The 22,519-nt window shown below is 64.7% G+C and carries 17 protein-coding genes; 12 read left to right on the forward strand and 5 right to left on the reverse strand.

The genetic code is table 11. From position 1 onward, the window contains the following. Positions 1-26 precede the first annotated feature (26 nt). The 5 genes from APH44_RS06095 to APH44_RS06115 are packed head-to-tail and all read left to right on the forward strand — an operon-like array spanning position 27 to position 5,479. Positions 27-773, forward strand: a complete 747-nt coding sequence (locus APH44_RS06095) for an amino acid ABC transporter permease (protein ID WP_054891804.1) — start codon at positions 27-29, stop codon at positions 771-773. After that, positions 773-1,444 carry an amino acid ABC transporter permease gene (locus APH44_RS06100; protein WP_054891805.1) on the forward strand — a complete coding sequence of 224 codons (672 nt, stop codon included), beginning with the start codon at positions 773-775 and terminating at the stop codon, positions 1,442-1,444. The genes APH44_RS06095 and APH44_RS06100 overlap by 1 nt, the downstream gene beginning before the upstream one ends. Further along, on the forward strand, positions 1,441-2,175 hold the full coding sequence (locus APH44_RS06105) for an amino acid ABC transporter ATP-binding protein (protein WP_054891806.1): 735 nt from the start codon (positions 1,441-1,443) through the stop codon (positions 2,173-2,175). The genes APH44_RS06100 and APH44_RS06105 overlap by 4 nt, the downstream gene beginning before the upstream one ends. Before the next feature lie 60 nt (positions 2,176-2,235). Next, complete coding sequence (locus APH44_RS06110; RefSeq protein WP_054891807.1) at positions 2,236-4,140, forward strand: ATP-binding protein; 1,905 nt, start codon at positions 2,236-2,238, stop codon at positions 4,138-4,140. Between the two features lie 13 nt (positions 4,141-4,153). Further along, positions 4,154-5,479 carry a sigma-54 dependent transcriptional regulator gene (locus tag APH44_RS06115; RefSeq protein ID WP_054891808.1) on the forward strand — a complete coding sequence of 442 codons (1,326 nt, stop codon included), beginning with the start codon at positions 4,154-4,156 and terminating at the stop codon, positions 5,477-5,479. A gap of 21 nt (positions 5,480-5,500) precedes the next feature. Here APH44_RS06115 and APH44_RS06120 read toward each other — a convergent pair whose 3' ends face one another. Next, positions 5,501-6,496 (reverse strand): alpha/beta fold hydrolase, encoded by a 996-nt coding sequence (locus APH44_RS06120; RefSeq protein ID WP_054891809.1) that lies wholly within the window; start codon positions 6,494-6,496, stop codon positions 5,501-5,503. A 197-nt stretch (positions 6,497-6,693) separates the two neighbouring features. On the opposite strand from APH44_RS06120, the gene metR reads away from it, so the two are divergent. Continuing rightward, positions 6,694-7,611 carry a transcriptional regulator MetR gene (gene metR, locus APH44_RS06125; protein ID WP_054891810.1) on the forward strand — a complete coding sequence of 306 codons (918 nt, stop codon included), beginning with the start codon at positions 6,694-6,696 and terminating at the stop codon, positions 7,609-7,611. Here the strand turns inward: metR and APH44_RS06130 are convergent. Continuing rightward, the gene (locus APH44_RS06130) at positions 7,595-8,008 is read right to left on the reverse strand and encodes an NUDIX domain-containing protein (protein ID WP_054891811.1); all 414 of its coding nucleotides are present in this window, start codon (positions 8,006-8,008) and stop codon (positions 7,595-7,597) included. The genes metR and APH44_RS06130 overlap by 17 nt on opposite strands. 141 nt (positions 8,009-8,149) lie before the next feature. Here APH44_RS06130 and APH44_RS06135 point away from each other — a divergent pair, with 141 nt between their 5' ends. After that, on the forward strand, positions 8,150-12,433 hold the full coding sequence (locus tag APH44_RS06135; protein ID WP_054891812.1) for a DEAD/DEAH box helicase: 4,284 nt from the start codon (positions 8,150-8,152) through the stop codon (positions 12,431-12,433). 6 nt (positions 12,434-12,439) lie between these two features. On the opposite strand, the gene APH44_RS06140 is transcribed toward APH44_RS06135, so the two are convergent. After that, complete coding sequence (locus tag APH44_RS06140; RefSeq protein WP_054891864.1) at positions 12,440-12,697, reverse strand: type B 50S ribosomal protein L31; 258 nt, start codon at positions 12,695-12,697, stop codon at positions 12,440-12,442. A 184-nt stretch (positions 12,698-12,881) separates the two neighbouring features. On the opposite strand from APH44_RS06140, the gene APH44_RS06145 reads away from it, so the two are divergent. From APH44_RS06145 to APH44_RS06160, 4 genes are all read left to right on the forward strand, one after another. After that, entirely contained in the window at positions 12,882-14,501 is a 1,620-nt protein-coding gene (locus APH44_RS06145; RefSeq protein ID WP_054891813.1) for an FMN-binding glutamate synthase family protein, read from the forward strand. Between the two features lie 102 nt (positions 14,502-14,603). Beyond that, complete coding sequence (locus tag APH44_RS06150) at positions 14,604-17,720, forward strand: transglycosylase domain-containing protein (RefSeq protein ID WP_054891814.1); 3,117 nt, start codon at positions 14,604-14,606, stop codon at positions 17,718-17,720. Between the two features lie 116 nt (positions 17,721-17,836). Beyond that, the gene (locus APH44_RS06155; protein ID WP_054891815.1) at positions 17,837-18,379 is read left to right on the forward strand and encodes a PadR family transcriptional regulator; all 543 of its coding nucleotides are present in this window, start codon (positions 17,837-17,839) and stop codon (positions 18,377-18,379) included. After that, positions 18,376-19,137 carry a siderophore-interacting protein gene (locus tag APH44_RS06160; protein WP_054891816.1) on the forward strand — a complete coding sequence of 254 codons (762 nt, stop codon included), beginning with the start codon at positions 18,376-18,378 and terminating at the stop codon, positions 19,135-19,137. Before APH44_RS06155 ends, APH44_RS06160 begins: the two co-directional genes overlap by 4 nt. Positions 19,138-19,192: 55 nt before the next feature. Here the strand turns inward: APH44_RS06160 and APH44_RS06165 are convergent, their stop codons facing one another. Together APH44_RS06165 and APH44_RS06170 are read right to left on the reverse strand one after the other, a co-directional pair. Beyond that, a complete protein-coding gene (locus tag APH44_RS06165) occupies positions 19,193-19,822 on the reverse strand; it encodes a Pr6Pr family membrane protein (protein ID WP_054891817.1) in 630 nt (209 codons plus the stop codon). 2 nt (positions 19,823-19,824) lie between these two features. Continuing rightward, positions 19,825-20,046, reverse strand: coding sequence for a VF530 family DNA-binding protein (locus APH44_RS06170; RefSeq protein WP_054891818.1), 222 nt, complete (start codon positions 20,044-20,046; stop codon positions 19,825-19,827). A 212-nt stretch (positions 20,047-20,258) separates the two neighbouring features. On the opposite strand from APH44_RS06170, the gene APH44_RS06175 reads away from it, so the two are divergent. Next, a complete protein-coding gene (locus APH44_RS06175; protein ID WP_054891819.1) occupies positions 20,259-22,304 on the forward strand; it encodes a TonB-dependent receptor in 2,046 nt (681 codons plus the stop codon). The last annotated feature ends 215 nt before the right edge of the window (positions 22,305-22,519 follow it).

The raw sequence follows: 22,519 nt of genomic DNA on the forward strand, positions 1-22,519 counted from the left end.
AAACAACCGTCTGAGGGGAAATCCCGATGAATTACAACTGGGACTGGGGCGTGTTCTTCAAGTCCACTGGCGTGGGCAGCGAAATCTATCTGGACTGGTACGTCACCGGTCTGGGCTGGACCATCGCCATCGCCATCTGCGCCTGGATCATCGCCTTGCTGCTGGGATCGCTGCTTGGCGTGATGCGCACCGTGCCGAACCGTCTGGTATCAGGCATCGCCACCGCCTACGTGGAACTGTTCCGCAACGTACCGCTGCTGGTGCAGCTGTTCATCTGGTACTTCCTGGTACCGGACCTGCTTCCGGAGGGCCTGCAGGAGTGGTTCAAGCAGGACCTCAACCCGACCACCTCGGCACTGATCAGCGTGATCATCTGCCTTGGCCTGTTCACCGCCGCGCGTGTCTGCGAACAAGTGCGCACCGGTATCCAGGCCCTGCCCCGCGGACAGGAGTCTGCCGGGCGCGCGATGGGCTTCAGCCTGCCGCAGATCTACATGAACGTGCTGCTGCCACAGGCCTACCGGATCATCATTCCGCCGCTCACCTCCGAATTCCTGAACGTGTTCAAGAACTCCTCGGTGGCGTCGCTGATCGGCTTGATGGAGCTGCTGGCCCAGACCAAGCAGACCGCCGAGTTCTCCGCCAACCTGTTCGAGGCCTTCACCCTGGCCACGCTGATCTACTTCACCCTGAACATGGGCCTGATGCTGCTGATGCGCATGGTCGAGAAGAAAGTTGCCGTACCTGGCCTGATTTCCGTGGGAGGTAAGTAATGGACATGGATTTCAGCGAAATCATCCCTGCCCTGCCCGCCCTGTGGGACGGCATGGTCATGACCTTGCAACTGATGGTCATGGGTGTGGTCGGTGGTATCGCGCTGGGGACCGTCCTGGCGCTGATGCGGTTGTCGTCGAGCAAGCTGCTGGCCAATATCGCCGGCGCCTACGTCAACTACTTCCGCTCCATCCCGCTGCTGCTGGTGATCACCTGGTTCTACCTGGCCGTGCCCTTCGTGCTGCGCTGGATTACCGGCGAAGACACCCCGATCGGCGCGTTCACCTCCTGCGTCGTGGCCTTCATGATGTTCGAGGCGGCCTACTTCTGCGAAATCGTGCGTGCCGGCGTGCAGTCGATCTCCAAGGGCCAGATGGGCGCCGCGCAGGCACTGGGCATGACCTACGGCCAGTGCATGCGCCTGATCATCCTGCCCCAGGCGTTCCGCAAGATGACCCCGCTGCTGCTGCAGCAGAGCATCATCCTGTTCCAGGACACCTCGCTGGTCTACACCGTGGGCCTGGTGGACTTCCTCAACTCGGCACGCTCCAACGGCGACATCATCGGGCGCTCCCACGAGTTCCTGATCTTTGCCGGCGTCGTGTACTTCCTCATCAGTTTCTCCGCTTCCTGGTTGGTCAAGCGTCTGCAAAAAAGGATCGCCGTATGATTTCCATCAAGAACGTCAACAAGTGGTACGGGGACTTCCAGGTGCTGACCGATTGCACCACCGAGGTCAAGAAAGGTGAAGTGGTGGTGGTCTGCGGCCCATCCGGCTCGGGCAAGTCCACCCTGATCAAGTGCGTCAACGCGCTGGAGCCGTTCCAGAAGGGCGACATCGTGGTCGACGGCACTTCGATCGCCGATCCGAAGACCAACCTGCCCAAACTGCGTTCACGGGTGGGCATGGTATTCCAGCACTTCGAGCTGTTCCCGCACCTGTCGATCACCGAAAACCTGACCATCGCCCAGCGCAAGGTGCTCGGCCGCAGCGAGGCGGAAGCCACCAAGAAAGGCCTGGCCTTGCTCGACCGCGTAGGCCTCGGCGCCCATGCCAAGAAGCACCCCGGCCAGCTCTCCGGCGGCCAGCAGCAGCGCGTGGCGATCGCCCGCGCCCTGTCGATGGACCCGATCGTCATGCTGTTCGACGAACCGACCTCGGCACTGGACCCGGAAATGGTCAACGAAGTACTGGACGTGATGGTAGAGCTCGCCCATGAGGGCATGACCATGATGTGCGTGACCCACGAAATGGGCTTCGCCCGCAAGGTCGCCAACCGGGTGATCTTCATGGACAAGGGCAACATCATCGAGGACTGCCAGAAGGAAGACTTCTTCGGCAAACCCGAAGGTCGCCACGAACGCACCCAGCACTTCCTCAGCAAGATCCTGCAGCACTGATGATCCCGGTGTCCGCTGCCTGCCAGGGCAGCGGACGCTGGTCGTGACAAGGCCACTGTGATGAAATGCGATCCTTCGCTACTTCGCCCTGCCAAGCCTGCCGTGAAATCCCGCCTGATCCGCCAACTGTTCCTCCCACCACTGATCGTCCTGCTGATGGTCGGTCTGGGCCTGGTCGGCTACATGATCAGCGAAAACAACGGCATCCGCGCCCTGAGCGAGAACGGCGAGCGCCAGCTCGAGCTGCACGCGCGCACGGTCGAAAGCGAAATCAGCAAGTACACCTACCTGCCGAGTCTGCTGGAGCTCGAAGACAGCGTCTCGCAACTGCTCGCCGAACCTGACGGCGGCTCGCGGCAGGTCGTCAACGAATACCTCGAAGGCCTGAACCGCCGCAGCCGCAGCCGGGCGATCTACGTCCTGGACACCAGCGGCCGGGTGCAGGCCACCAGCAACTGGCGCGACGCCGACTCCTTCCTGGGGGAAGACCTGGCCTTCCGCGCCTATTTCCAGGACGCCGTGCGCGGACAGCCTGGGCGCTTCTATGGCATCGGCAGCACCACCGGGGAAGCCGGCTACTATCTGGCCCATGGCCTGGAAGAGCATGGCAAGATCATCGGCGTCGCGGTGATCAAGGTCCGCCTGGACACCCTGGAAGAGCGCTGGCAACGCGCCCGCCTCGAAGCATTCGTCAGCGACGAGAACGGCATCATCATCCTGTCCAGCGACCCCGCCCGGCGGTTGAAGTCGGTGCGCCCGCTGACCCCGCAGATCAAGGAAGAGCTGGCGCGCAGCCTGCAATACTACTGGTGGCCACTCAACGAACTGCAACCGCTGGCCCGCGAGACGCTGGGCGATGGTGTAGAAAAACTGACCTTCCCGGCCAACAGCGAAACCGCCCAGAGCAAAGTGCGTGAAGTCGCCTACCTGGCCCAGACCCGGCGCCTGGCTGACACCCCCTGGCACTTCACCCTGCTCACCCCGCTGCAGGATCTGCATCGCGAGTCGATGGTCCAGGGCATCCTGGTCGGCGTTGCCTTCGCCCTGCTGGCAATCCTCGGCATCGCCTGGAACGAGCGGCGCAAGGTGATCGCCACGCGCCTGGCTGCCCGCGAAGCCCTGGAAGAAGCCAATAGCATGCTGGAGCGGCGGATCACCGAACGTACCGCCGACCTGCGTGCCAGCAACGAACGACTCAAGGGGCAGATCCGCGAACGACGTCACGCCGAGCAGACCCTGCGCCATGCCCAGGACGAGTTGGTCCAGGCCGGCAAGCTGGCGGCCATCGGGCAGATGTCGACCAGCATCGCCCATGAGCTGAACCAGCCGCTGGCGGCACTGCGTACCCTGTCGGGCAATACCGTGCGCTTCCTCGAACGCGGAGCCTTCGAGACCGCCAGCACCAACCTGCGCACCATGAACGACCTGATCGACCGCATGGGGCGCATCACCGCCAGCCTGCGCTCCTTCGCCCGGCGTGGCGAGGACAGCGGCCGTGCCTCGCTGGGCAAGGCGGTGGAGGCCTCCCTGCAGGTGCTCGGCAACCGCATCGGCGCGTGCAACCTGCAATTGCATCGCCAATTCGATGACCAGCCGCTGGCGATCGACCAGACGCGCCTGGAACAGATCCTGGTCAACCTGCTTGGCAACGCCCTCGACGCCATGACCGCCCAACCCCAACCACAGCTGTGGCTGGAGGGCGAACTGGCAGGCGACAGATACCGCCTGCGGGTTCGCGACAACGGCCACGGCATTGACATCGAGGCCCGCAAGCACCTGTTCGAACCGTTCTTCACCACCAAACCAGGCGAGCATGGGCTGGGCCTGGGCCTGACCTTGTCGGCCAGCCTCGCCACAGCCGCCAAGGGCACCTTGAGCGTCGAGCACCCCGCTGGCGGCGGTACAGCCTTCATACTCACCCTGCCCCTGGTCACCTCCCCCACAGACTCGGCCGATGCCCCATGAACGAAGGGTCCCCATGAACCAAGCACCCTTGACTGTCCTGATCGTCGAAGACGACCCCCACGTGCTGCTCGGTTGCCAGCAGGCGCTGGCGCTCGAGGATATCGCTTGCGAAGGCGTCGGCAGCGCCGAACAGGCCCTGGAGCGGATCGGTGACGATTTCGCCGGGATCGTCGTCAGCGACATTCGCCTGCCGGGCATCGACGGCCTGGAGCTGCTCAATCGCCTCAAGGCCCGCGACCGCAGCCTGCCGGTGGTGCTGATCACCGGCCACGGCGACATCGACATGGCCGTCGGCGCCATGCGCAACGGCGCCTACGACTTCATGGAGAAGCCGTTCTCGCCAGAGCGACTGGTGGATGTGGTACGCCGGGCGCTGGAGCAACGCGGCCTGTCGCGCGAAGTGGTCGCCCTGCGCAGGCAACTGGCCGGTCACAGCTCGCTGGAAGGACGGATCATCGGCCGCTCGCCTGCCATGCAGAACCTGCGCGAACTGATCGCCAACGTCGCCGACACCTCGGCCAACGTACTGATCGAAGGCGAGACCGGCACGGGCAAGGAACTGGTCGCCCGTTGCCTGCACGATTTCAGCCGGCGCCAGACAGCCCCCTTCGTGGCCTTGAACTGCGGCGGCCTGCCGGAAAATCTGTTCGAGAGCGAAATCTTCGGCCATGAAGCCAACGCGTTCACCGGCGCGGGCAAACGGCGGATCGGCAAGATCGAGCATGCCAATGGCGGGACACTGTTCCTCGATGAAGTCGAGAGCATGCCGATCAACCTGCAGATCAAGCTGCTGCGCGTCTTGCAGGAGCGCACTCTCGAGCGCCTGGGCTCGAACCAGAGCATCCCGGTGGACTGCCGGGTGATCGCTGCCACCAAGTCGGACCTGGACGCCATGGGCCAGGCCGGACAGTTCCGCAGCGACCTGTACTATCGCCTCAACGTGGTTACGCTCGAGTTGCCGCCGTTGCGCGAACGCCGCGAGGACGTACTGCAGTTGTTCGAGCATTTCCTGCAGCAATCGGCGCTGCGCTTCGACCGCGAAGTTCCCGAGCTGGACAGCCAGACATTGTCGCGGCTCATGGCTCATGACTGGCCGGGCAATGTGCGCGAGCTGCGCAACGTCGCCGAGCGCTATGCGCTGGGCTTGCCGGCGTTCAAGAAGGCCGGTGGCAGTGCAAGCCAGGGGCTGGGCTTTGCCGAGGCGGTGGAAGCGTTCGAACGCAACCTGCTCAGTGATGCCTTGCAGCGCACTGGCGGCAACCTCAGCCAGGCCAGCCAGGAGCTGGGTATGGCCAAGACGACGTTGTTCGACAAGGTGAAGAAGTACGGGTTGGGCTGACAGGGCTCAGCGCCACCCGACTCAAAGCCCTGCCAGGTGCGTCGCATCCTGACGATGCGCCTTCAGGTAGGGCAGCACCGCCGCCAGCAACGGCGCCTTGAACGGCTCCTGGAAGCGGTGCGCCAACCCTGGAATCAAGCGCAACTGGCTGCCCTGGATGTGCGCCGCCAGGTGCACCCCATGCATCACCGGGAGCAGCGGGTCGGCCGTGCCATGCACGACCAGCGTAGGCACACGCAACTGGTTGAGCAGCGCCACCCGGCTCGGCTCCGCCAGGATCGCCATGATCTGGCGCTTGACCCCCTCCGGGTTGAACGCCCGGTCATAGGCCAACGCCGCCTGCTGCAACAGCACCGCGCGATCATCGTGCACCGTCGGGCTGCCCAAAGCCGCCAGCAGGTCGGCCTGCTGCTCCAGCGCCACTTCACGGCTCGGAGCACTGCGCCGCGCCAGCAACTGCACCAACGCAGGATTCGGCGCCGGCAAGCCTTCGGCACCGGAGCTGGACATGACCAGTGTCAGGCTGCGCACACGCTGCGGCGCCATGGCTGCCAGGTGCTGGGCTATCATCCCGCCCATGCTGACCCCCAATACATGGAACTGCTCGATCCCGAGCTCATCCATCAGGTGCAGACCGTCACCAGCCATGTCAGTCAGGCTGTAGGGCGCCGCCACTGGCAGGCCAAGCTTGTAGCGCAGCAACTCGACGGTGAGGTTGGCCGAAGCCGGCGCCTGGTTCCAGCGCGACAGGCCGACATCGCGGTTGTCATACCGGATGACCCGAAAACCTTGGCGACACAAGGCCTCGACCACATCATCCGGCCAGTGGATCAATTGGCCGCCCAGGCCCATGACCAGCAGCAGTGCCGGATCCCCCGGCGCACCGACGCTCTGGTAGACCAGGCTCAACTCACCCAGCTCGGCTCGCTGCACCGGCACATGGGCATCGCACCGGCCGGCGGCGAAACCTGTCGGCGCCCCGCACAACAAAAGAAAGAAGATCAGAAAAACCCGCATGGAAGGAAACACCAGAATGCAAATCCCCAGTAGAGCGCGAGTCTGATGAAATCCCTTCGGTGGCGCTGCCACAGTTGCGTGACAGTTTGATTAATGTCGCCGAACGGTCATCTGCAGGGTGCTGTCGACAGACACACCAACATGAGAGAAACTCAACCCAATCGATCTTTTACCAAGTGTTTCTCCCGGAGTTGCAAGTGCTGGAAATCCGTCACCTGAAAACCCTTCATGCCCTGCGCGAAGCCGACAGCCTGGTGGAGGCCGCCGAGCGCCTGCACCTGACCCAGTCGGCGCTGTCGCACCAGTTCAAGGAGCTGGAAGAGCGCCTGGGGATGCAACTGTTCGTGCGCAAGACCAAGCCGATCCGCTTCACCAGTGCCGGCCTGCGCCTGCTGCAACTGGCCGACGCCACCCTGCCGCTGCTGCGTGGCGCCGAACGCGACATCGCCCGTCTCGCCGGCGGCACCGCGGGCCGCCTGCACATGGCCATCGAGTGCCACAGCTGCTTCCAGTGGCTGATGCCAACCATCGACCAGTTCCGCGATGCCTGGCCGGAAGTCGAGCTGGACCTGGCCTCGGGCTTTGCCTTCGCCCCCTTGCCTGCACTGGCCCGGGGCGATCTCGACCTGGTGGTGACCTCCGACCCGCTGGACCTGGCTGGCATCACCTACGTGCCGCTGTTCACCTACGAAGCCATGCTTGCGGTGGCCAACCAGCACGCGCTGGCGAGCAAGCCCTACATCGTTCCGGACGACCTGGCCGATCAGACCCTCATCACCTACCCGGTGGAGCGTGATCGCCTGGATATCTTCACCCGCTTCCTCGAGCCGGCCGATATCGAACCGGCTGCGGTGCGCACCTCGGAGCTGACAGTGATGATGATGCAGCTGGTCGCCAGCGGTCGCGGGGTGTGCGGCATGCCGCACTGGGCATTGCACGAGTACAGCTCGCGTGGCTACGTGAAGGGCAAGCGCCTGGGCGAAAAAGGCCTGTTCGCCACGCTCTATGCCGCAGTGCGCACCGACATGCTCGATGCGCCGTATATGCGTGATTTCCTGCTGACCGCCAAGGATACCTCGTTCGCCACCCTCGACGGTGTCAGCGCGGTGCGCTGATGCCTTCACGCCACAGCGGCAGGATCAGGTCGCGGGTCAAGGGTGCCAGTGCCAGGGTTGGCGCCTGATCGGCCGCCAGCCAGTGCACTTCCTCGATTTCCGCGGCGGGGATCACCGCCTCGGCGCACTCGACGCGAAACAGCTCGGCCTGTACTTCAAAACCCGGCTCGTTGGCCGCCGGCGCGCTGAAACGGCCAAGGTGCACGGCCTGCTCGGGGTCGATGCGCACGCCCAGCTCTTCGTGCAGCTCGCGCACCAGCGCCTGGACCGGCGTTTCACCGGCATCGATCTTGCCACCCGGTTGCATGAAGGCCTGGGTCCCGCGCTTGCGTACCAGCAGGGTACGGCCCGCCGGGTCGATGAGCAGGGCGGCGGCGATGTGGATAGTCTTGGTCATGGGGGCATTCCTGGACAGAGGCTGGCGAGGATACCCGATGCAGCGCGCTCTGAGCGGGTTTACCGGGGCAAACGCCAACTCCGCCTGAAGCCGGACGAACGGCCCCTTGCCAACCCCCTCGCCAAGCGCCATAAACACTGCATGAACCTGCCCGCACAGCAGCACCCGGTGCTCGACCTGTTCCACCCCGCCGTCGGCACCTGGTTCCGGCAACGCTTCGCCACCGTCACCGACGCCCAGGCCCGCGCCTGGCCGCTGATCCACGCCGGCCAGTCGATGCTGCTGGCCGCTCCGACCGGCTCGGGCAAGACCCTCAGCGCCTTTCTCGCAGTGCTCGACGAACTGTTTCGCCAAGGTCTGGAGCACGACGGCGAGCTGCCCGCGCAAACCCAGGTGATCTACGTTTCACCGCTCAAGGCGTTGTCCAACGACATTCGCCTCAATCTCCAGGCGCCTCTCGAAGGCATCGCCCAGGCACTTGCCGAGCAGGGCCTGAAAGCACCACACATCACCACCGCCGTGCGCACCGGCGATACACCGCAAAAAGACCGCGCAGCCATGCGCAAACGCGCACCGCACATTCTGGTGACAACCCCTGAATCGCTGTACGTACTGCTCGGTTCGGCCTCGGGTCGTGCCGGGCTGAACCAGGTGCACACGGTGATCGTCGACGAGATCCACGCCCTGGCCGGCAACAAGCGCGGCTGCCACCTGGCACTGACTCTGGAGCGCCTGCAAGCCCTGTGCGGCCGACCGTTGCGCCGCATCGGCCTGTCGGCCACGCAGCGCCCGGTCGAGCGCGTGGCGCAGTTCCTGGTCGGGCATCAGCGGCCCTGCGCCATCGTCGATGTCGGCCACAGCCGCGAGCGCGACCTGGCCATCGAGGTGCCGCCCGTGCCGCTGGGCGCGGTGATGGCCACGGATGTCTGGGAACTGCTCTACGACCGACTCGCTGCCCTGGCCCGCGAACACCGCACCACGCTGGTGTTCGTCAACACCCGGCGCCTGGCCGAACGCCTGACCCGGCACCTGAGCGAGCGCCTGGGCCAGGACGCTGTCGCCGCCCACCATGGCAGCCTGGCCAAGGAGCATCGCCTGTCAGCCGAACAGCGCCTGAAGGCTGGTGGTCTGCGGATGCTGGTAGCTACTGCGTCGTTGGAGCTGGGCATCGATATCGGCGACGTCGACCTGGTGTGCCAGATAGCCTCGCCCGGCTCCATTGCCGCCTTCCTGCAACGCGTCGGCCGCTCGGGGCACCAGGTCGATGGCATTCCCAAGGGCCGACTTTTCCCTACCTCGCGTGACGACCTGATCGAATGCGTGGCCTTGCTCGACTGCGTGCGCCGGGGCGAGCTGGACCTGCTGCACATCCCCAACGCGCCACTGGATGTACTGGCCCAGCAGATCATCGCCGAAGTCAGCAACCAGCCTTGGCCAGAGCAGGCGTTGTTCGACTGCCTGCGCGCCGCGATGCCCTATGCAGGGCTTGATCAGGCGCATTACCAGGCCCTGCTGCAGATGCTCGCCGAGGGTTACAACGGCCGCCAGGGTGTACGCAGCGCCTACCTGCATCGCGACGCAGTGAATGCCACCCTGCGTGGACGTCGCGGCAGCCAGCTCACTGCCCTGACCAGCGGCGGTACCATCCCCGAGACTGCCGACTACAGCGTGCTGCTCGAACCCCAGGCACTGAACATCGGCAGCGTCAATGAAGACTTCGCGGTGGAAAGCATCGCCGGCGATATCTTCCAGCTGGGCAACGCCTCCTATCGCATCCTGCGCGTGGAGCCCGGGCGGGTACGGGTCGAGGATGCCCATGGCCTGCCGCCGACCATCCCCTTCTGGCTCGGTGAAGCGCCGGGGCGCAGTGACGAATTGTCCACCGCAGTCGCGCGCCTGCAGGCACGTCTCGATGAGCAATTGCAGCAGCATGCAGGCGACCAGTCCCGCGTGCTGCAGTGGCTGAAAGCCGACTATGTGCTGGACGACGACAGCGCCAGCCAGTTGCTCGACTACCTGGGTCGTACCCAGCAAGTGCTGGGCGCCCTGCCGTCGCAGCAGACACTGGTGATGGAGCGCTTTTTCGACGAGTCCGGCGGCACCCAACTGATCATCCACTCCCCCTACGGCAGCCGCATCAACCGCGCCTGGGGCCTGGCCCTGCGCAAACGCTTCTGCCGCACCTTCAATTTCGAATTGCAGGCGGCGGCCAGCGAAGATGCGATCGTGCTGTCGCTGTCCACCAGCCACAGCTTCGACCTCGATGAAGTGTGGCGCTACCTGTCGAGCCGCACTGCCGAGCAGGTGCTGGTCCAGGCACTGCTCGACGCGCCTCTGTTTGGTGTGCGTTGGCGCTGGAACGCGGCCGTGGCGATGGCCCTGCCGCGCTTCATCGGAGGGCGCAAGGTAGCGCCGCAGATCCAGCGGATGAAGAGCGAAGACCTGGTCGCCACAGTGTTCCCCGACCAGATCGCCTGCCTTGAAAACATCGTCGGCGAGCGCCAGATTCCCGACCATCCGCTGGTGAAACAGACCCTCGACGATTGTCTGCACGACGCCATGGACAGCGAGGGCTGGCTGGCACTGCTGCGGCGCATGGAAAGCGGCGAGGTGCGCCTGCTCAGCCGCGACCTGCCCGCCCCCTCACCGCTGGCCGCGGCCATCCTCAATGCTCGTCCCTATGCATTTCTCGACGATGCACCGCTGGAGGAACGCCGTACCCAAGCGGTGCTCAACCGACGCTGGAACGAAGTGCGCAGCGGCGACGACCTCGGTGCGCTGGATGCCGATGCGATCAGTGCGGTCGCGGATGAAGCCTGGCCAAGACCGCTCAACCTCGACGAAATGCACGAGGCGCTGATGAGCCTGGGCGCGATCACGCAAGCCGAGGTGCAAGCCAACGATGGCTGGGCAGCCCTGCTCGGGCAGTTGGCAGACGCTGGCCGTGCCTGCCGTCTGGACACCTGCGGCCAGCCGCTGTGGCTGGCTCGCGAGCGCCTGAGGTCGATGACCACGCTGTACCCCGACGCTTCGCTCGCCCCTGCCCTGCAGCCCTTGCCCGGCTTCGACCAGGTCGTCGATGCGGATAGCGCCCTGAGCGATCTGCTGCGTGGCCGCCTGAGCGCCTTCGGCCCACTCACCCTGGCGCAGATCGCCACGCCATTGAGCCGCAGCGAGAGCGACGTCGAACACGCGTTGGCGCGGCTGGAGCGCGAAGGCTATGTCTTGCGCGGACACTTCAGCCCAGGCCAGCCGCCGCTGCAATGGTGCGAGCGTCACCTGCTGGCACGCATTCACCGCTATACCGTCAAACGCCTGCGCCGGGAGATCGAACCGGTCAGCCTACAGGATTTCATGCGTTTTCAGTTCGACTGGCAGCACCTGAGCCAGGAGGAACGCCTGCGCGGGCCGCAGGCGGTAGCGCAGGTGCTCGGACAGCTCGAGGGCTTCCCCTGCGCCGCCGGGGCCTGGGAAGCGGAACTGTTGCCTGCGCGGATCAAGGACTACAGCCCGCACTGGCTTGACGACGCCTGTCGCAGTGGTCAGTGGGCCTGGACGCGGCTGGCCGCCACTGTGTCGAGCAGTACCCTGTCGAGCACGCCGCTGGTGCTTCTGCCGCGCGAACACCTCGCCCTATGGCGCAGCCTGGCCAGCATCCCGTCGCCCGAGGCGCTCGGCGCACGGGCACAGCGCGTGCACCAGGCTTTGCAGGCCCATGGCGCGCTGTTCTTCGACGAACTGGCCGAGCAAGCCCGCCTGCTGCCCAGCGAGCTGGAAAACGCCCTGCAGGAACTGGTCGGCTCGGGGCTGGCGGCCGCCGACAGCTTCAGCGGTCTGCGCAGCCTGATAACGCCAGCGGCCAAACGTTCGTCACGCAATAGCCGTCGCGGTCATCCACCGCTGTCCAGCAGCATGGTGCAGGCCGGACGCTGGGCGCTGCTGCGGCGCAGTGCTGGCGAACAGGACAGCGACCAGCGCCTGGAACATATAGCCCGCAGCCTGTTGCGTCGTTATGGGGTGATCTGCTGGCGCCTGCTGGAGCGCGAAAGCGCAGCACTACCGCCATGGCGCGAACTCCTGCGCTGCTATCACCGGCTGGAGGCACGCGGGGAAATCCGTGGCGGGCGGTTCATTGCCGGGCTGGCCGGCGAACAGTTCGCCCTGCCCGAAGCCGTGGGGTTATTGCGCCAGGTGCGGCGGCGGGAAGTGGACGGGGCGCTGGTAGTGGTCAGCGCCAGCGATCCATTGAACCTGGTCGGCACCCTGCTGCCAGGTAGCAAGCTACCGGCTGTGGGGGGCAACCGCCTGCTGTATCGCGACGGCGTGCCGGTGGCCGTGCGGATCGCGGGCAGCTACCGGTTTCTGATCGAGGGACCGGCCGAGGAACAGCAAACCTGGCGCCAGCGCCTGTTGCGGGACAACTGAGCGCACCTAGACCTTCGCGGCAAACCCTGCAAAACGCTTGTTGAACCCGGCCACTCGCCCTTCGACAGTCGTTTTGCGCTGCTGCCCGGTGTAGACCGGGTGCGATGCACTGGACACATCCAGCGCCACGTAGGGGTAGGTCTGGCCGTCGCTGTGAACCTGGGTGCGATCCGTTTCCACGGTCGATCCGATCAGAAAGAACACATCCGCCGCCGTGTCGTGGAACAGCACGGGACGATATTCGGGATGGATACCTGCTTTCATGAAAATCACCTCGGTCATAAATTGATACTTTATAACATACTACATTGAGAATGATTTTCGATACCCGAAATTTCATTTTCCCTCGCCTTTCGTCCGCTGGCCATTTGTCACCCGACCGGGCTATGGTCGGGGTTTGCCCAGGCCCCTGAGCCTGATTGACCGAAGCATTCGCAAGGATTTTCGCATGAGTCTGTCACTCCTCAGCCGTTACGCCGTGTTCGCCGCCTGCGTGCTGTTCACCTTGGCCAGCCTTCCCTTCCTGCACCACGAATGGCTGTGGCCCCTCACCCTGACCACCGCCGTGCTCAGCCTGATCGGCCTGTTCGACCTGCTGCAGAAACGCCATGCGGTACGCCGCAACTACCCGATTCTGGGCAATATTCGCTACCTGGTCGAAGGCATTCGCCCGGAGATCCGCCAGTACCTGCTCGAATCCGACAGCGATGCCCTGCCCTTCTCCCGCGCCCAGCGCTCGCTGGTGTACGCCCGCGCCAAGAACGAGGCCTCCGACAAACCCTTCGGCACCCTGATCGATGTGTATGAGTCGGGTTTCGAGTTCATCGGCCACTCCATGCGCCCCGCACCACTGGCCGACCCGACAGGTTTCCGCATCACCGTCGGTGGCCCGCAGTGCAGCCAGCCTTACTCGGCATCGATCTTCAACATCTCGGCCATGAGCTTCGGTTCGCTCAGTGCCAACGCCATCCGCGCCCTCAACGAAGGTGCCCGGCTCGGCAACTTCGCCCATGACACCGGCGAAGGCAGCATCAGCCCCTACCACCGCGAGCACGGTGGTGACCTGGTCTGGGAACTGGGCAGCGGCTATTTCGGCTGCCGTACCGCGGACGGACGCTTCGACCCCGCGCGCTTCGCCGAGCAGGCCGCCAACCCGCAGGTGCGGATGATCGAAATCAAGATGAGCCAGGGCGCCAAGCCCGGCCACGGCGGCATCCTGCCCAAGCACAAGGTGACCCAGGAAATCGCCGACACCCGCGGCATCGTCATGGGCGAGGACTGCATCTCGCCGTCTCGCCACAGCGCGTTCTCCACGCCCATCGAAATGATGCAGTTCATCGCCCAGTTGCGTGAGCTGTCCGGCGGCAAGCCGGTGGGCTTCAAGTTCTGCCTGGGTCATCCGTGGGAATTCATGGGCATCGCCAAGGCCATGCTGGAAACCGGCATCCTGCCCGACTTCATCGTCGTCGACGGCAAGGAGGGCGGTACCGGCGCCGCGCCCGTGGAGTTCACCGACCACATTGGCGTACCCCTGCGCGAGGGCTTGCTGTTCGTGCACAACACCCTGGTTGGCCTGAACCTGCGCGACAAGATCAAGCTCGGCGCCAGTGGCAAGATCGTCAGTGCCTTCGACATCGCCAGCGTGCTGGCTATCGGCGCCGACTGGGCCAACTCTGCACGCGGCTTCATGTTCGCCATCGGTTGCATCCAGTCGCAGAGCTGCCACACCAACAAGTGCCCGACCGGCGTTGCCACCCAGGACGCCCTGCGCCAGCGCGCACTGGTGGTGCCCGACAAGGCCCAGCGGGTGCTCAACTTCCACCACAACACCCTGCGCGCCCTGGCCGAAATGCTGGCCGCTGCAGGCCTCGAGCACCCCGCGCAACTGGAGGCCAAGCACCTGGTGCGGCGTATTTCCGCCACCGAGATCAAGCTGTTCTCGCAGATGCACGTGTTCCTCAAGCCCGGCGAACTACTGACCGGCGAGGTGGACGGGCAGTTCTACTCGCGGATGTGGCAGCTGGCCCGCGCCGACAGTTTCGAGCCGCACAGCGAAGCCGCAGCCTGATTCGAATACACCGATCATCGCCCTCACAATTTTTTCACCAAGTCCGGCCAGCGTCTAAGCTTCAGACAAGCAAGACGAAAATACTTGGCCGGACTGAACTCTATGGGCGCACTGTGGCAATCGGAACAGACCAGAACGGAAGCACCCGAAGCACCTCTGGCCGAGCCACCACAGCCGAAGCCACCTCGTCAGCGTCGGTTGTGGTGGCGACTGATCATCCTGATCGTGCTGGTGGCCATGGTGGCGGTGGGCTTTGCCGTCTATGAGGAGGTGCAGAGCTCGGACCTGCAATCGCGTGAATTCAGCCGCCTGGCCAGCACCCTCACCTACTCGCTGGAGCGCGGACCGAGCGACGCGATCGTCTACCCAGGCGACGGCCCCTTCGACAAGCGCCTGGGCTACAGCGCCCTGGGCCAGTTCCTGCCGCGTCTGCTCAAGCGCGACTACCTGATCAGCGAGCAGGTGCGTTTCTCCCCGGCACTGATGCGCTATGTCGACCACGGCCTGTTCGTGCCCTACGTCGAGAAGATCCAGGCCGGCCTGTCGATCACCGACTGCCGCGGCGACACCCTCTACCAGTATCACTACCCCCAGCACCTGTACGACGACTTCGCCTCGATCCCACCGGTGATCGTCAACAGCCTGCTGTTCATCGAGAACCGCGACCTGCTCGACAGCAAGGACCCGCAGAACAACCCGGCGGTAGACTGGCCACGCTTCGCCAAGGCCGCCTACAGCCAGGTCGCCAAGTACCTCGCCCTGCCCGGCCAGTCGGCAGGCGGCAGCACCTTGGCCACGCAACTGGAAAAATACCGACACTCGCCAGACGGCCTGACGGTCAATGGCGCCGAGAAGATCCGCCAGATGATTTCTGCCAGCGTGCGCGCCTACCAGGGCGGGCCGGACACCACCGAGGCGCGCCAGCGCATCGTGCGCGACTACCTGAACAGCGTGCCGCTCTCGGCGGTACCCGGGCACGGTGAAGTGCACGGCATGGCCGAGGGGCTGCGGGTCTGGTACGGCGCCGACTTCGCCGAGGTGAACAAGGCGCTCACCTCGACGGAAACCGACGCCCAGAGCATGGCCGCTCGTGGCCTGGCCCTGCGTGAAGTGCTGTCATTGATGATTGCCCAGCGCCGACCTTCGCACTACCTGTCCAAAGGCCGCGTCGAGCTGGCCGAGCTGACCGACTCGCATATCCGCGTGCTCGCCGCCAACGGCATCATCGATCGTCCGCTGGCCGACGCCGCGCTGGCCAGCAAGGCGGTGTACCGCGACTGGGTGGCCCAGCCGACCATCGTGCCGATCATCACCAACAAGGGCATCAGCCTGGCCCGTAACCGCCTGGCAGCCATGCTCAACCGCCCGCTGTACGACCTCGATCGCCTCGACCTCTCCGCCACAAGCACCCTGCAAGCAGACTTGCAGACCCAGGTCAGCCAGTACCTGAAGAATCTCGCCGACCCCGAGTTCGCCGCGCAGATGGGCCTGATCGGCGAGCGCCTGCTGACCAGCAAGACCACCGACCAGGTCAGCTACAGCTTCACCCTGTTCGAGCGCACCGCCGACGGCTCGCGGGTTCGGGTGCAGACCGACAGCACCAACCAACCGTTCGACATCAACGAGGGCAGCAAGCTGGAACTGGGTTCGACCGCCAAGCTGCGAGTGCTGACCACGTACCTTGAAATCGTCGCCGAGCTGCACGACAAGTACGCCGGCAAGCCGGTAGCCGAGCTCAAGAAAGTGGGGGTAGCCGACCTGGACCGCATCACCCAGTGGTCACTGGAATGGCTGATGCTGAACAGCAAGAACCAGAACCTCGACGCCATGCTCGACGCCGCGCTGGAGCGCAAGTACTCGGCCAATACCGGCGAGGCATTTTTCACCGGTGGTGGCATGCACGTGTTCAACAACTTCCGCAAGGAGGACAACGGCCGCAACCCGACCCTCAAGGACGCATTGCGCGAGTCGATCAACCTGCCGTTCATCCGCCTGATGCGCGACCTGGTGCGCTACGTCACCTACCAGCAACCCTACAACCGCGAACCACTGCTCAAGGATGACGCCGACCCGCGCCGCCAGGAGTACCTGGCGCGCTTCGCCGACCGCGAGGGCACCAATTACCTGATGCGCTTCTGGCGCAAGTACCAACGCAAGACCTCCCAGCAACGCCTGGACACCTTCCTCGACAGCATGCGCGTCACCCCCCAGCGCCTGGCGGCGGTGCACCGCTACCTGTTCCCCGAGGCCGGCCAGGAAACCTTCAACGCCTTCGTCCGCGCGCACAGCGCCAAGGACAAGGCCGCCATCGCCAAGCTCAACGACGGCCGCCTTTCTGAAATGTACGCCGCCTACGGTCCAGGCAAGTACGACTTGCCCGATCAGGGTTTCATCGCCAAGGTCCACCCTCTGGACCTGTGGCTGCTCGGCTACCTGCTGAAAAACCCTGGCGCCACCCCCACCGAGATGGTCAACGCCAGTCGCTTCGAGCGTCAGGAGGTGTACAGCTGGTTGTTCAAGAGCCGTCACCAGGGCGCCCGTGACAGCCGCATCCGCACCATGGTCGAAATCGAGGCGTTTCTCGACATCCACCAGCGCTGGAAGCGCGTCGGCTACCCCTTCGATCACCTGGTACCGTCACTGGCCACGGCCATTGGCAGCTCGGGCGACCGCCCTGCGGCGCTGTCCGAACTGGTAGGCATCATCCAGAACGATGGCGTTCGCCTGCCGACCCTGCGCATCGACACCTTGCACTTTGCGGCCGGCACCCCCTATGAAACCAAACTGATCAGCGACCCCGACCGCGGCCAACGAATCCTCAAGGTGGAAGTGGCGCGGGCCCTGAAAGGCGCGATGTCGCAGGTGGTCGATGCCGGTACCGCGCGACGTATTTCCGGCAGTTTCAAGCTGCACGACGGTACCTCGCTGGTGATGGGTGGCAAGACCGGGACGGGTGACAACCGCCTGCAGAGCTACGGCGCCGGCGGACGGCTGATCGGCTCACGCTCGCTGAACCGCACTGCCACCTTCGTGTTCTTCCTCGGCGACAACCACTTCGGCACGCTCACCGCCTTCGTGCCGGGACGCACGGCGGAGTCGTTCAAGTTCACCTCGGCACTGCCCGTGCAGGTACTCAAGGGTATGGCGCCGATTCTCATGCCATACCTGGAGCCGGGAAACCCCAATGAATGCAAGGCGCCGCAACTGGCGATGCACTGACAGGCAAGGCACCCATCAAAAAACCAGATGATAATCATCTGCATTTGAAGCCTTGTGTTTAGATATATCTTGAGTAATATCTTGCGATATATCGAAACACAAGGAGCCTGCACCCCATGCGTGACCACGCCCCCCATGATCCTTTCGAGCGCCGCCCCGGTCGCGGTGAGCGCGGCCCGCGGGTGTTCGCCCCTGGCGATCTGAAACTGCTGATGCTGTCGATGCTCGCCGAGCAACCCGGCCACGGCTACGACCTGATTCGTCAGATCGAAGGGCTATTCGATGGCAGCTACAGCCCCAGCCCCGGGGTGATCTACCCGACCCTCAACTTTCTCGAGGAAGCCGAGCTGATCAGTGGCCAGATTCAGGGCAGCAAGCGCCTCTATGTCATCACCGAGGTCGGTCGCCAATCACTCGCCGAACAAGCCGTCGCCCTCGACGGCGTACGCATGCGCATCGAGTTGAGCAAGCGCGCCTTGCGCGGACATGAGCGTCCACCAGAGATCAACGAGGCGGTCGGCAATCTGCGCCATGCCCTGCACATGCACAGCGGCCGCTGGACACCCGAGGAAATCGAGCGGGTGCGCGGCCTGCTCAACGACACGGCCAGGGCCATCGCAGGCGGGCCGACCGATTCCGTTCAGGAGAAAACCCCATGAGCGACACCATTCATCGCGTCAACCACGAGATCCGCCAACGCCGTCTGCAGGTGCTCCGGGTCACCGACCTGACCCCGCGCATGCGCCGTATCACCCTGGGCGGTGCGGAACTGGCAGGCTTCACCAGCCTGGGCACGGACGACCACGTCAAGGTGCTGTTCGGCTGCACGCCCGAGGAGCAACAAGCGATCGACGCCCGCAACCTGGGCCGCGACGGCGGCGTACGGCCGACCATGCGCGAGTACACGCCGCGGCGCATCGACCTGAACGCCCTGGAGCTGGACATCGACTTCGTCCTGCATGGCGACGGCCCTGCCTCGACCTGGGCTGCCCAGGCCGCGCCGGGCCAGCACCTCGATATCGCCGGCCCACGCGCGTCGATGGTGGTGCCGGACATCTTCGACAGCTACCTGCTGATCGGCGACGAAACCGCCATCCCCGCGATTGCCCGACGGCTCGAGGAGCTGCCGGCCGGACGCCAGGTGCTGGCGGTCATCCAGATCGAGGATGAACAGGAGCGCCAGCCGCTGCCGAGCAAGGCGCAGGTGGAGGTCATCTGGGTACGTCGGCAGGCAGAGGACCTGCTCGGCCTGGTGAAAAACCTGACGTTGCCGCAGGGCCGGCTGTATGGCTGGGTAGCGCTGGAGAAGGGCCTGACCCGGCAAGCCAAGGCATTGCTGCTGGAAAAGGGCGTTGCCGAGGATGCGCTCAAGGCAGCGGCTTACTGGCGCGCAGAGGGCAGTGCGGATGATGAGTAGCCAGTAAGACCGATGCGGCCCTGTCGCGGGACGAGTCGCAGCGACTCGTCCCGACTCATCCCTTCACCCGCCCCCACCACCGATCCACCCCGATCACCAGCAACCCGATCCCCCAGAACCCCGCCAACACCGCCAGTGCATTGATCAGCACCCGCCCATACCCCAGGCTCGCCACATCGACGAAGGGATAGGGGTAGACCCCGATCTCATGCCCCCGCCACAAGGTAAACAGGAAATACACCAGCGGGTACAGGCTCCAGGCGCCCAGGTGCGATAGCCGCAAGCGCCCCTTGGGCACCGCCAGGCACCAGTACAGCACGAACACCAGCGGCATCACGTCGTGCAACAGTTCGTCGGCCAGCCACTGCCAACCCTCGGGTTGCCACAGGTGCCGAAGCAGCAGGCTGTAGGCCACTGCCACCAGCACGATACTGACCAGCACACCGGAACTCACCGCCGGCGTCAGGAACCAGCGCCGCGCCGCCGTCTCACGGCCGAACGCCGCATGGCTCAACACCGTGGCCACCAGGGTGTTGCTCAGCACGGTGAAATAGCCGAACAGATTGACCATGCCACCGATCAAGCTGGCCTGCTCCTGCCAGCGCGCCAGCAGCACCAGATACAACTGCACCGCCAACCCCGTCCAGCCGAGCAGCGCGGCCAGGGTCAGCCAGGGACGCGGCACCCTCAAGCCTTGCGTGACAGCTTGATGTACAGCTGCTCGACCTTTTCCCGCGCCCAGGGCGTCTTGCGCAGGAAGGTCAGGCTCGACTTGATGCTCGGGTCGCTCTTGAAGCAGCGGATGTCGATGCGCTCGGCCAGCCCCTGCCATTGGTAGTAGGCCACCAGCTCGGTGAGGATCTGCTCCAGCGTCTTGCCGTGCAGTGCGTTGTGTTGGGCCGTGCTCATGCAGTGCTCCCGCGTTGAAAGATGCGCACCTTACACGAGTGTAGTGGGCCGGTGTGCAAGGATGCGGACCGCCTGCGCTCCCAGCCCGGGCCAGAGCCTTCCACAGCACAAACCCCTGGCCAGACAGGAAACCTCTGTGATGAAATAGCAATGTTATATTGTATCCATTCGTATCTTCACTATAAATATCTGCCAAGGAACGTCACACGCTCATGTTGTCCAAGTCCCTGCGCCTCTCTCCCCTCGCTGTCGCCTTGTGGTTGGCGTCATCGCCCAGCCAGGCGGTGGAGCTCGAACCCCAGGTGATCACCGCCAACCCGCTCGGCAACCGCCAGCTCGCCGCCCCAAGCACCGTGCTCGAAGGCGATGACCTGCTGCAACAGCAGCACGGCAGCCTCGGTGAAACCCTCAACAAACAGCCCGGTGTCGCCTCCACCTGGTTCGGTCCAGGCGCCAGTCGCCCGGTGATCCGCGGCCTGGATGGCGACCGCATCCGCATCCTGCGCAATGGCGTCGGTGCCCTGGATGCCTCGTCATTGTCCTATGACCACGCCGTGCCACTGGACCCGGTCACCGTCGAACGCGTCGAGATCGTCCGTGGCCCGGCTGCGCTGCTTTACGGCGGCAACGCCATCGGTGGTGTAGTCAACACCTTCGACAACCGCATTCCCGACTCGCCTATCGAAGGCATCCATGGCGCAGGCGAGCTGCGCTATGGCGGCGCCGACACCACGCGCAGCAGCGCCGGCAAGCTCGAAGCCGGTGACGGCAATTTCGCCCTGCACCTGGACGCCAACAGCCGTCAGTTCAACGACCTGCGCATCCCCGGCTATGCACGCAGCGCGAAGGTGCGCGACGCCGACGAAACCGGCAGCAAGCATCGCCTGGAAAACAGCGACGGCCGCCAGGACGGCGGCGCCATCGGTGGTTCCTACCACTGGGACCATGGCTATGCAGGCCTGTCCTATAGCCGCTACGACAGTAACTACGGCTCGGTGGCCGAGCCCGGCGTGCGCCTGGACATGCAACAGGACCACTACGCCTTCGCCTCGGAACTGCGCGACCTCGAAGGACCGTTCAGTTCGGTCAAGGTCGACGCCGGCTACACCGACTACCAACACCGCGAGATCGAAGAGGGCGAGGTCCACACCACCTTCAAGAACAAAGGCTATGAGGCGCGCATCGAAGCCCGCCACCAGCCCATCGGCCCCGTCGAAGGGGTGATCGGCGCCCAGGTCAGTCGCAACGAGTTCTCGGCGCTGGGTGAAGAAGCCTTCGTGCCGCACACCGACACCGACAGCCTGGCGCTGTTCATGCTCGAGCAATGGCAGGCCACCGAACGCCTGAACCTGAGCCTCGGCGCCCGCCTGGAGCACACCCGCATCGACCCGGATGCCAAGGGCAACGAGAACTTCGTCGGTGCCGACAAATCGACCAGCTTCAATGCCGCAAGCCTGTCATCGGGCGCGGTGTACCAGCTCGATCCGGTCTGGGCACTGGCGGCTAGCCTGGCCTACACCGAGCGCGCACCGACCTTCTACGAGCTGTATGCCAACGGCGCACACGTCGCTACCGGCGCCTATGAAGTCGGCGATCCGAACCTGAACAAGGAGAAGGCGATTTCCGGCGACCTGGCACTGCGCTTCGACAACGGCACGCACAAGGGCAGTGTCGGCGTGTTCTACAGCCACTTTCGCAACTACATCGGCCTGATCGGCAGCGGTAATCTGCGTGAAGGGCATGACCATGGTGACGACGACCATGACCATGATCATGACCACGACGACGGCGGGATTCCTGAGTACCTGTATCAGGGCGTGCGTGCGCGCTTCTATGGTATCGAGGCACAGGATCGCTGGAAGCTGGTGGAGAACCGCTACGGCAGCTTCGCCCTGGAGCTGTCCGGCGACTATACCCGCGCCAAGAACCTCGACACCGGCGAGCCACTGCCACGCATCGCCCCGCTGCGGGTGGGCACCGGCCTGCTGTGGGAGCTGGATCGCTGGCAGGCGCGCGTGGACGTGCAACACGCCGCCTCACAGCACCGCAAGCCGGACAACGAACACGGGACCGACGGCTACACCACCCTCGGCGCCAGCGTCGGCTATCGCTTCGACATTGGCCAGAGCCAGTGGCTGGCGTTCGTACGTGGCGAGAACCTGACCGACCAGACCGTGCGCTACGCCAGTTCCATCCTGCGCGATATCGCGCCGGCACCGGGACGTAGCGTCGAAGTCGGGCTGCGCACCAGCTTCTGACCTGCATATAGGGGCGGCGTTTCGGCGCCCCGACTTGCCCGCGAAAAAGACAACGCGCTGCCTGGCACGGGCTACGCCCGTGTTCGCGGGCAAGCCCGCTCCTACAGGAACTGCGCCAACTGTTACGTCTGCGACAACAATCCCCTGCGACATTTTGTCTTTTTTTCTTACAACTTCCCCTATATCCTCCGCACCGCAAGCTGAAACGCTTCACT

Source organism: Pseudomonas sp. NBRC 111143 (assembly GCF_001320965.1).
GTDB lineage: Bacteria > Pseudomonadota > Gammaproteobacteria > Pseudomonadales > Pseudomonadaceae > Aquipseudomonas > Aquipseudomonas machongensis.

What these genes read in the sequence shown, in the direction of transcription:
- APH44_RS06135 (WP_054891812.1), top strand. Translation starts at nt 8,150, where the DNA reads ATGAACCTGCCCGCACAGCAGCACCCGGTGCTCGACCTGTTCCACCCC.
- APH44_RS06140 (WP_054891864.1), bottom strand. Translation starts at nt 12,697, where the DNA reads ATGAAAGCAGGTATCCATCCCGAATATCGTCCCGTGCTGTTCCACGAC.
- APH44_RS06155 (WP_054891815.1), top strand. Translation starts at nt 17,837, where the DNA reads ATGCGTGACCACGCCCCCCATGATCCTTTCGAGCGCCGCCCCGGTCGC.
- APH44_RS06110 (WP_054891807.1), top strand. Translation starts at nt 2,236, where the DNA reads ATGAAATGCGATCCTTCGCTACTTCGCCCTGCCAAGCCTGCCGTGAAA.
- APH44_RS06095 (WP_054891804.1), top strand. Translation starts at nt 27, where the DNA reads ATGAATTACAACTGGGACTGGGGCGTGTTCTTCAAGTCCACTGGCGTG.
- APH44_RS06120 (WP_054891809.1), bottom strand. Translation starts at nt 6,496, where the DNA reads ATGCGGGTTTTTCTGATCTTCTTTCTTTTGTTGTGCGGGGCGCCGACA.
- APH44_RS06170 (WP_054891818.1), bottom strand. Translation starts at nt 20,046, where the DNA reads ATGAGCACGGCCCAACACAACGCACTGCACGGCAAGACGCTGGAGCAG.
- APH44_RS06130 (WP_054891811.1), bottom strand. Translation starts at nt 8,008, where the DNA reads ATGACCAAGACTATCCACATCGCCGCCGCCCTGCTCATCGACCCGGCG.
- APH44_RS06150 (WP_054891814.1), top strand. Translation starts at nt 14,604, where the DNA reads ATGGGCGCACTGTGGCAATCGGAACAGACCAGAACGGAAGCACCCGAA.
- APH44_RS06105 (WP_054891806.1), top strand. Translation starts at nt 1,441, where the DNA reads ATGATTTCCATCAAGAACGTCAACAAGTGGTACGGGGACTTCCAGGTG.
- APH44_RS06175 (WP_054891819.1), top strand. Translation starts at nt 20,259, where the DNA reads ATGTTGTCCAAGTCCCTGCGCCTCTCTCCCCTCGCTGTCGCCTTGTGG.
- APH44_RS06160 (WP_054891816.1), top strand. Translation starts at nt 18,376, where the DNA reads ATGAGCGACACCATTCATCGCGTCAACCACGAGATCCGCCAACGCCGT.
- APH44_RS06100 (WP_054891805.1), top strand. Translation starts at nt 773, where the DNA reads ATGGACATGGATTTCAGCGAAATCATCCCTGCCCTGCCCGCCCTGTGG.
- APH44_RS06115 (WP_054891808.1), top strand. Translation starts at nt 4,154, where the DNA reads ATGAACCAAGCACCCTTGACTGTCCTGATCGTCGAAGACGACCCCCAC.
- APH44_RS06145 (WP_054891813.1), top strand. Translation starts at nt 12,882, where the DNA reads ATGAGTCTGTCACTCCTCAGCCGTTACGCCGTGTTCGCCGCCTGCGTG.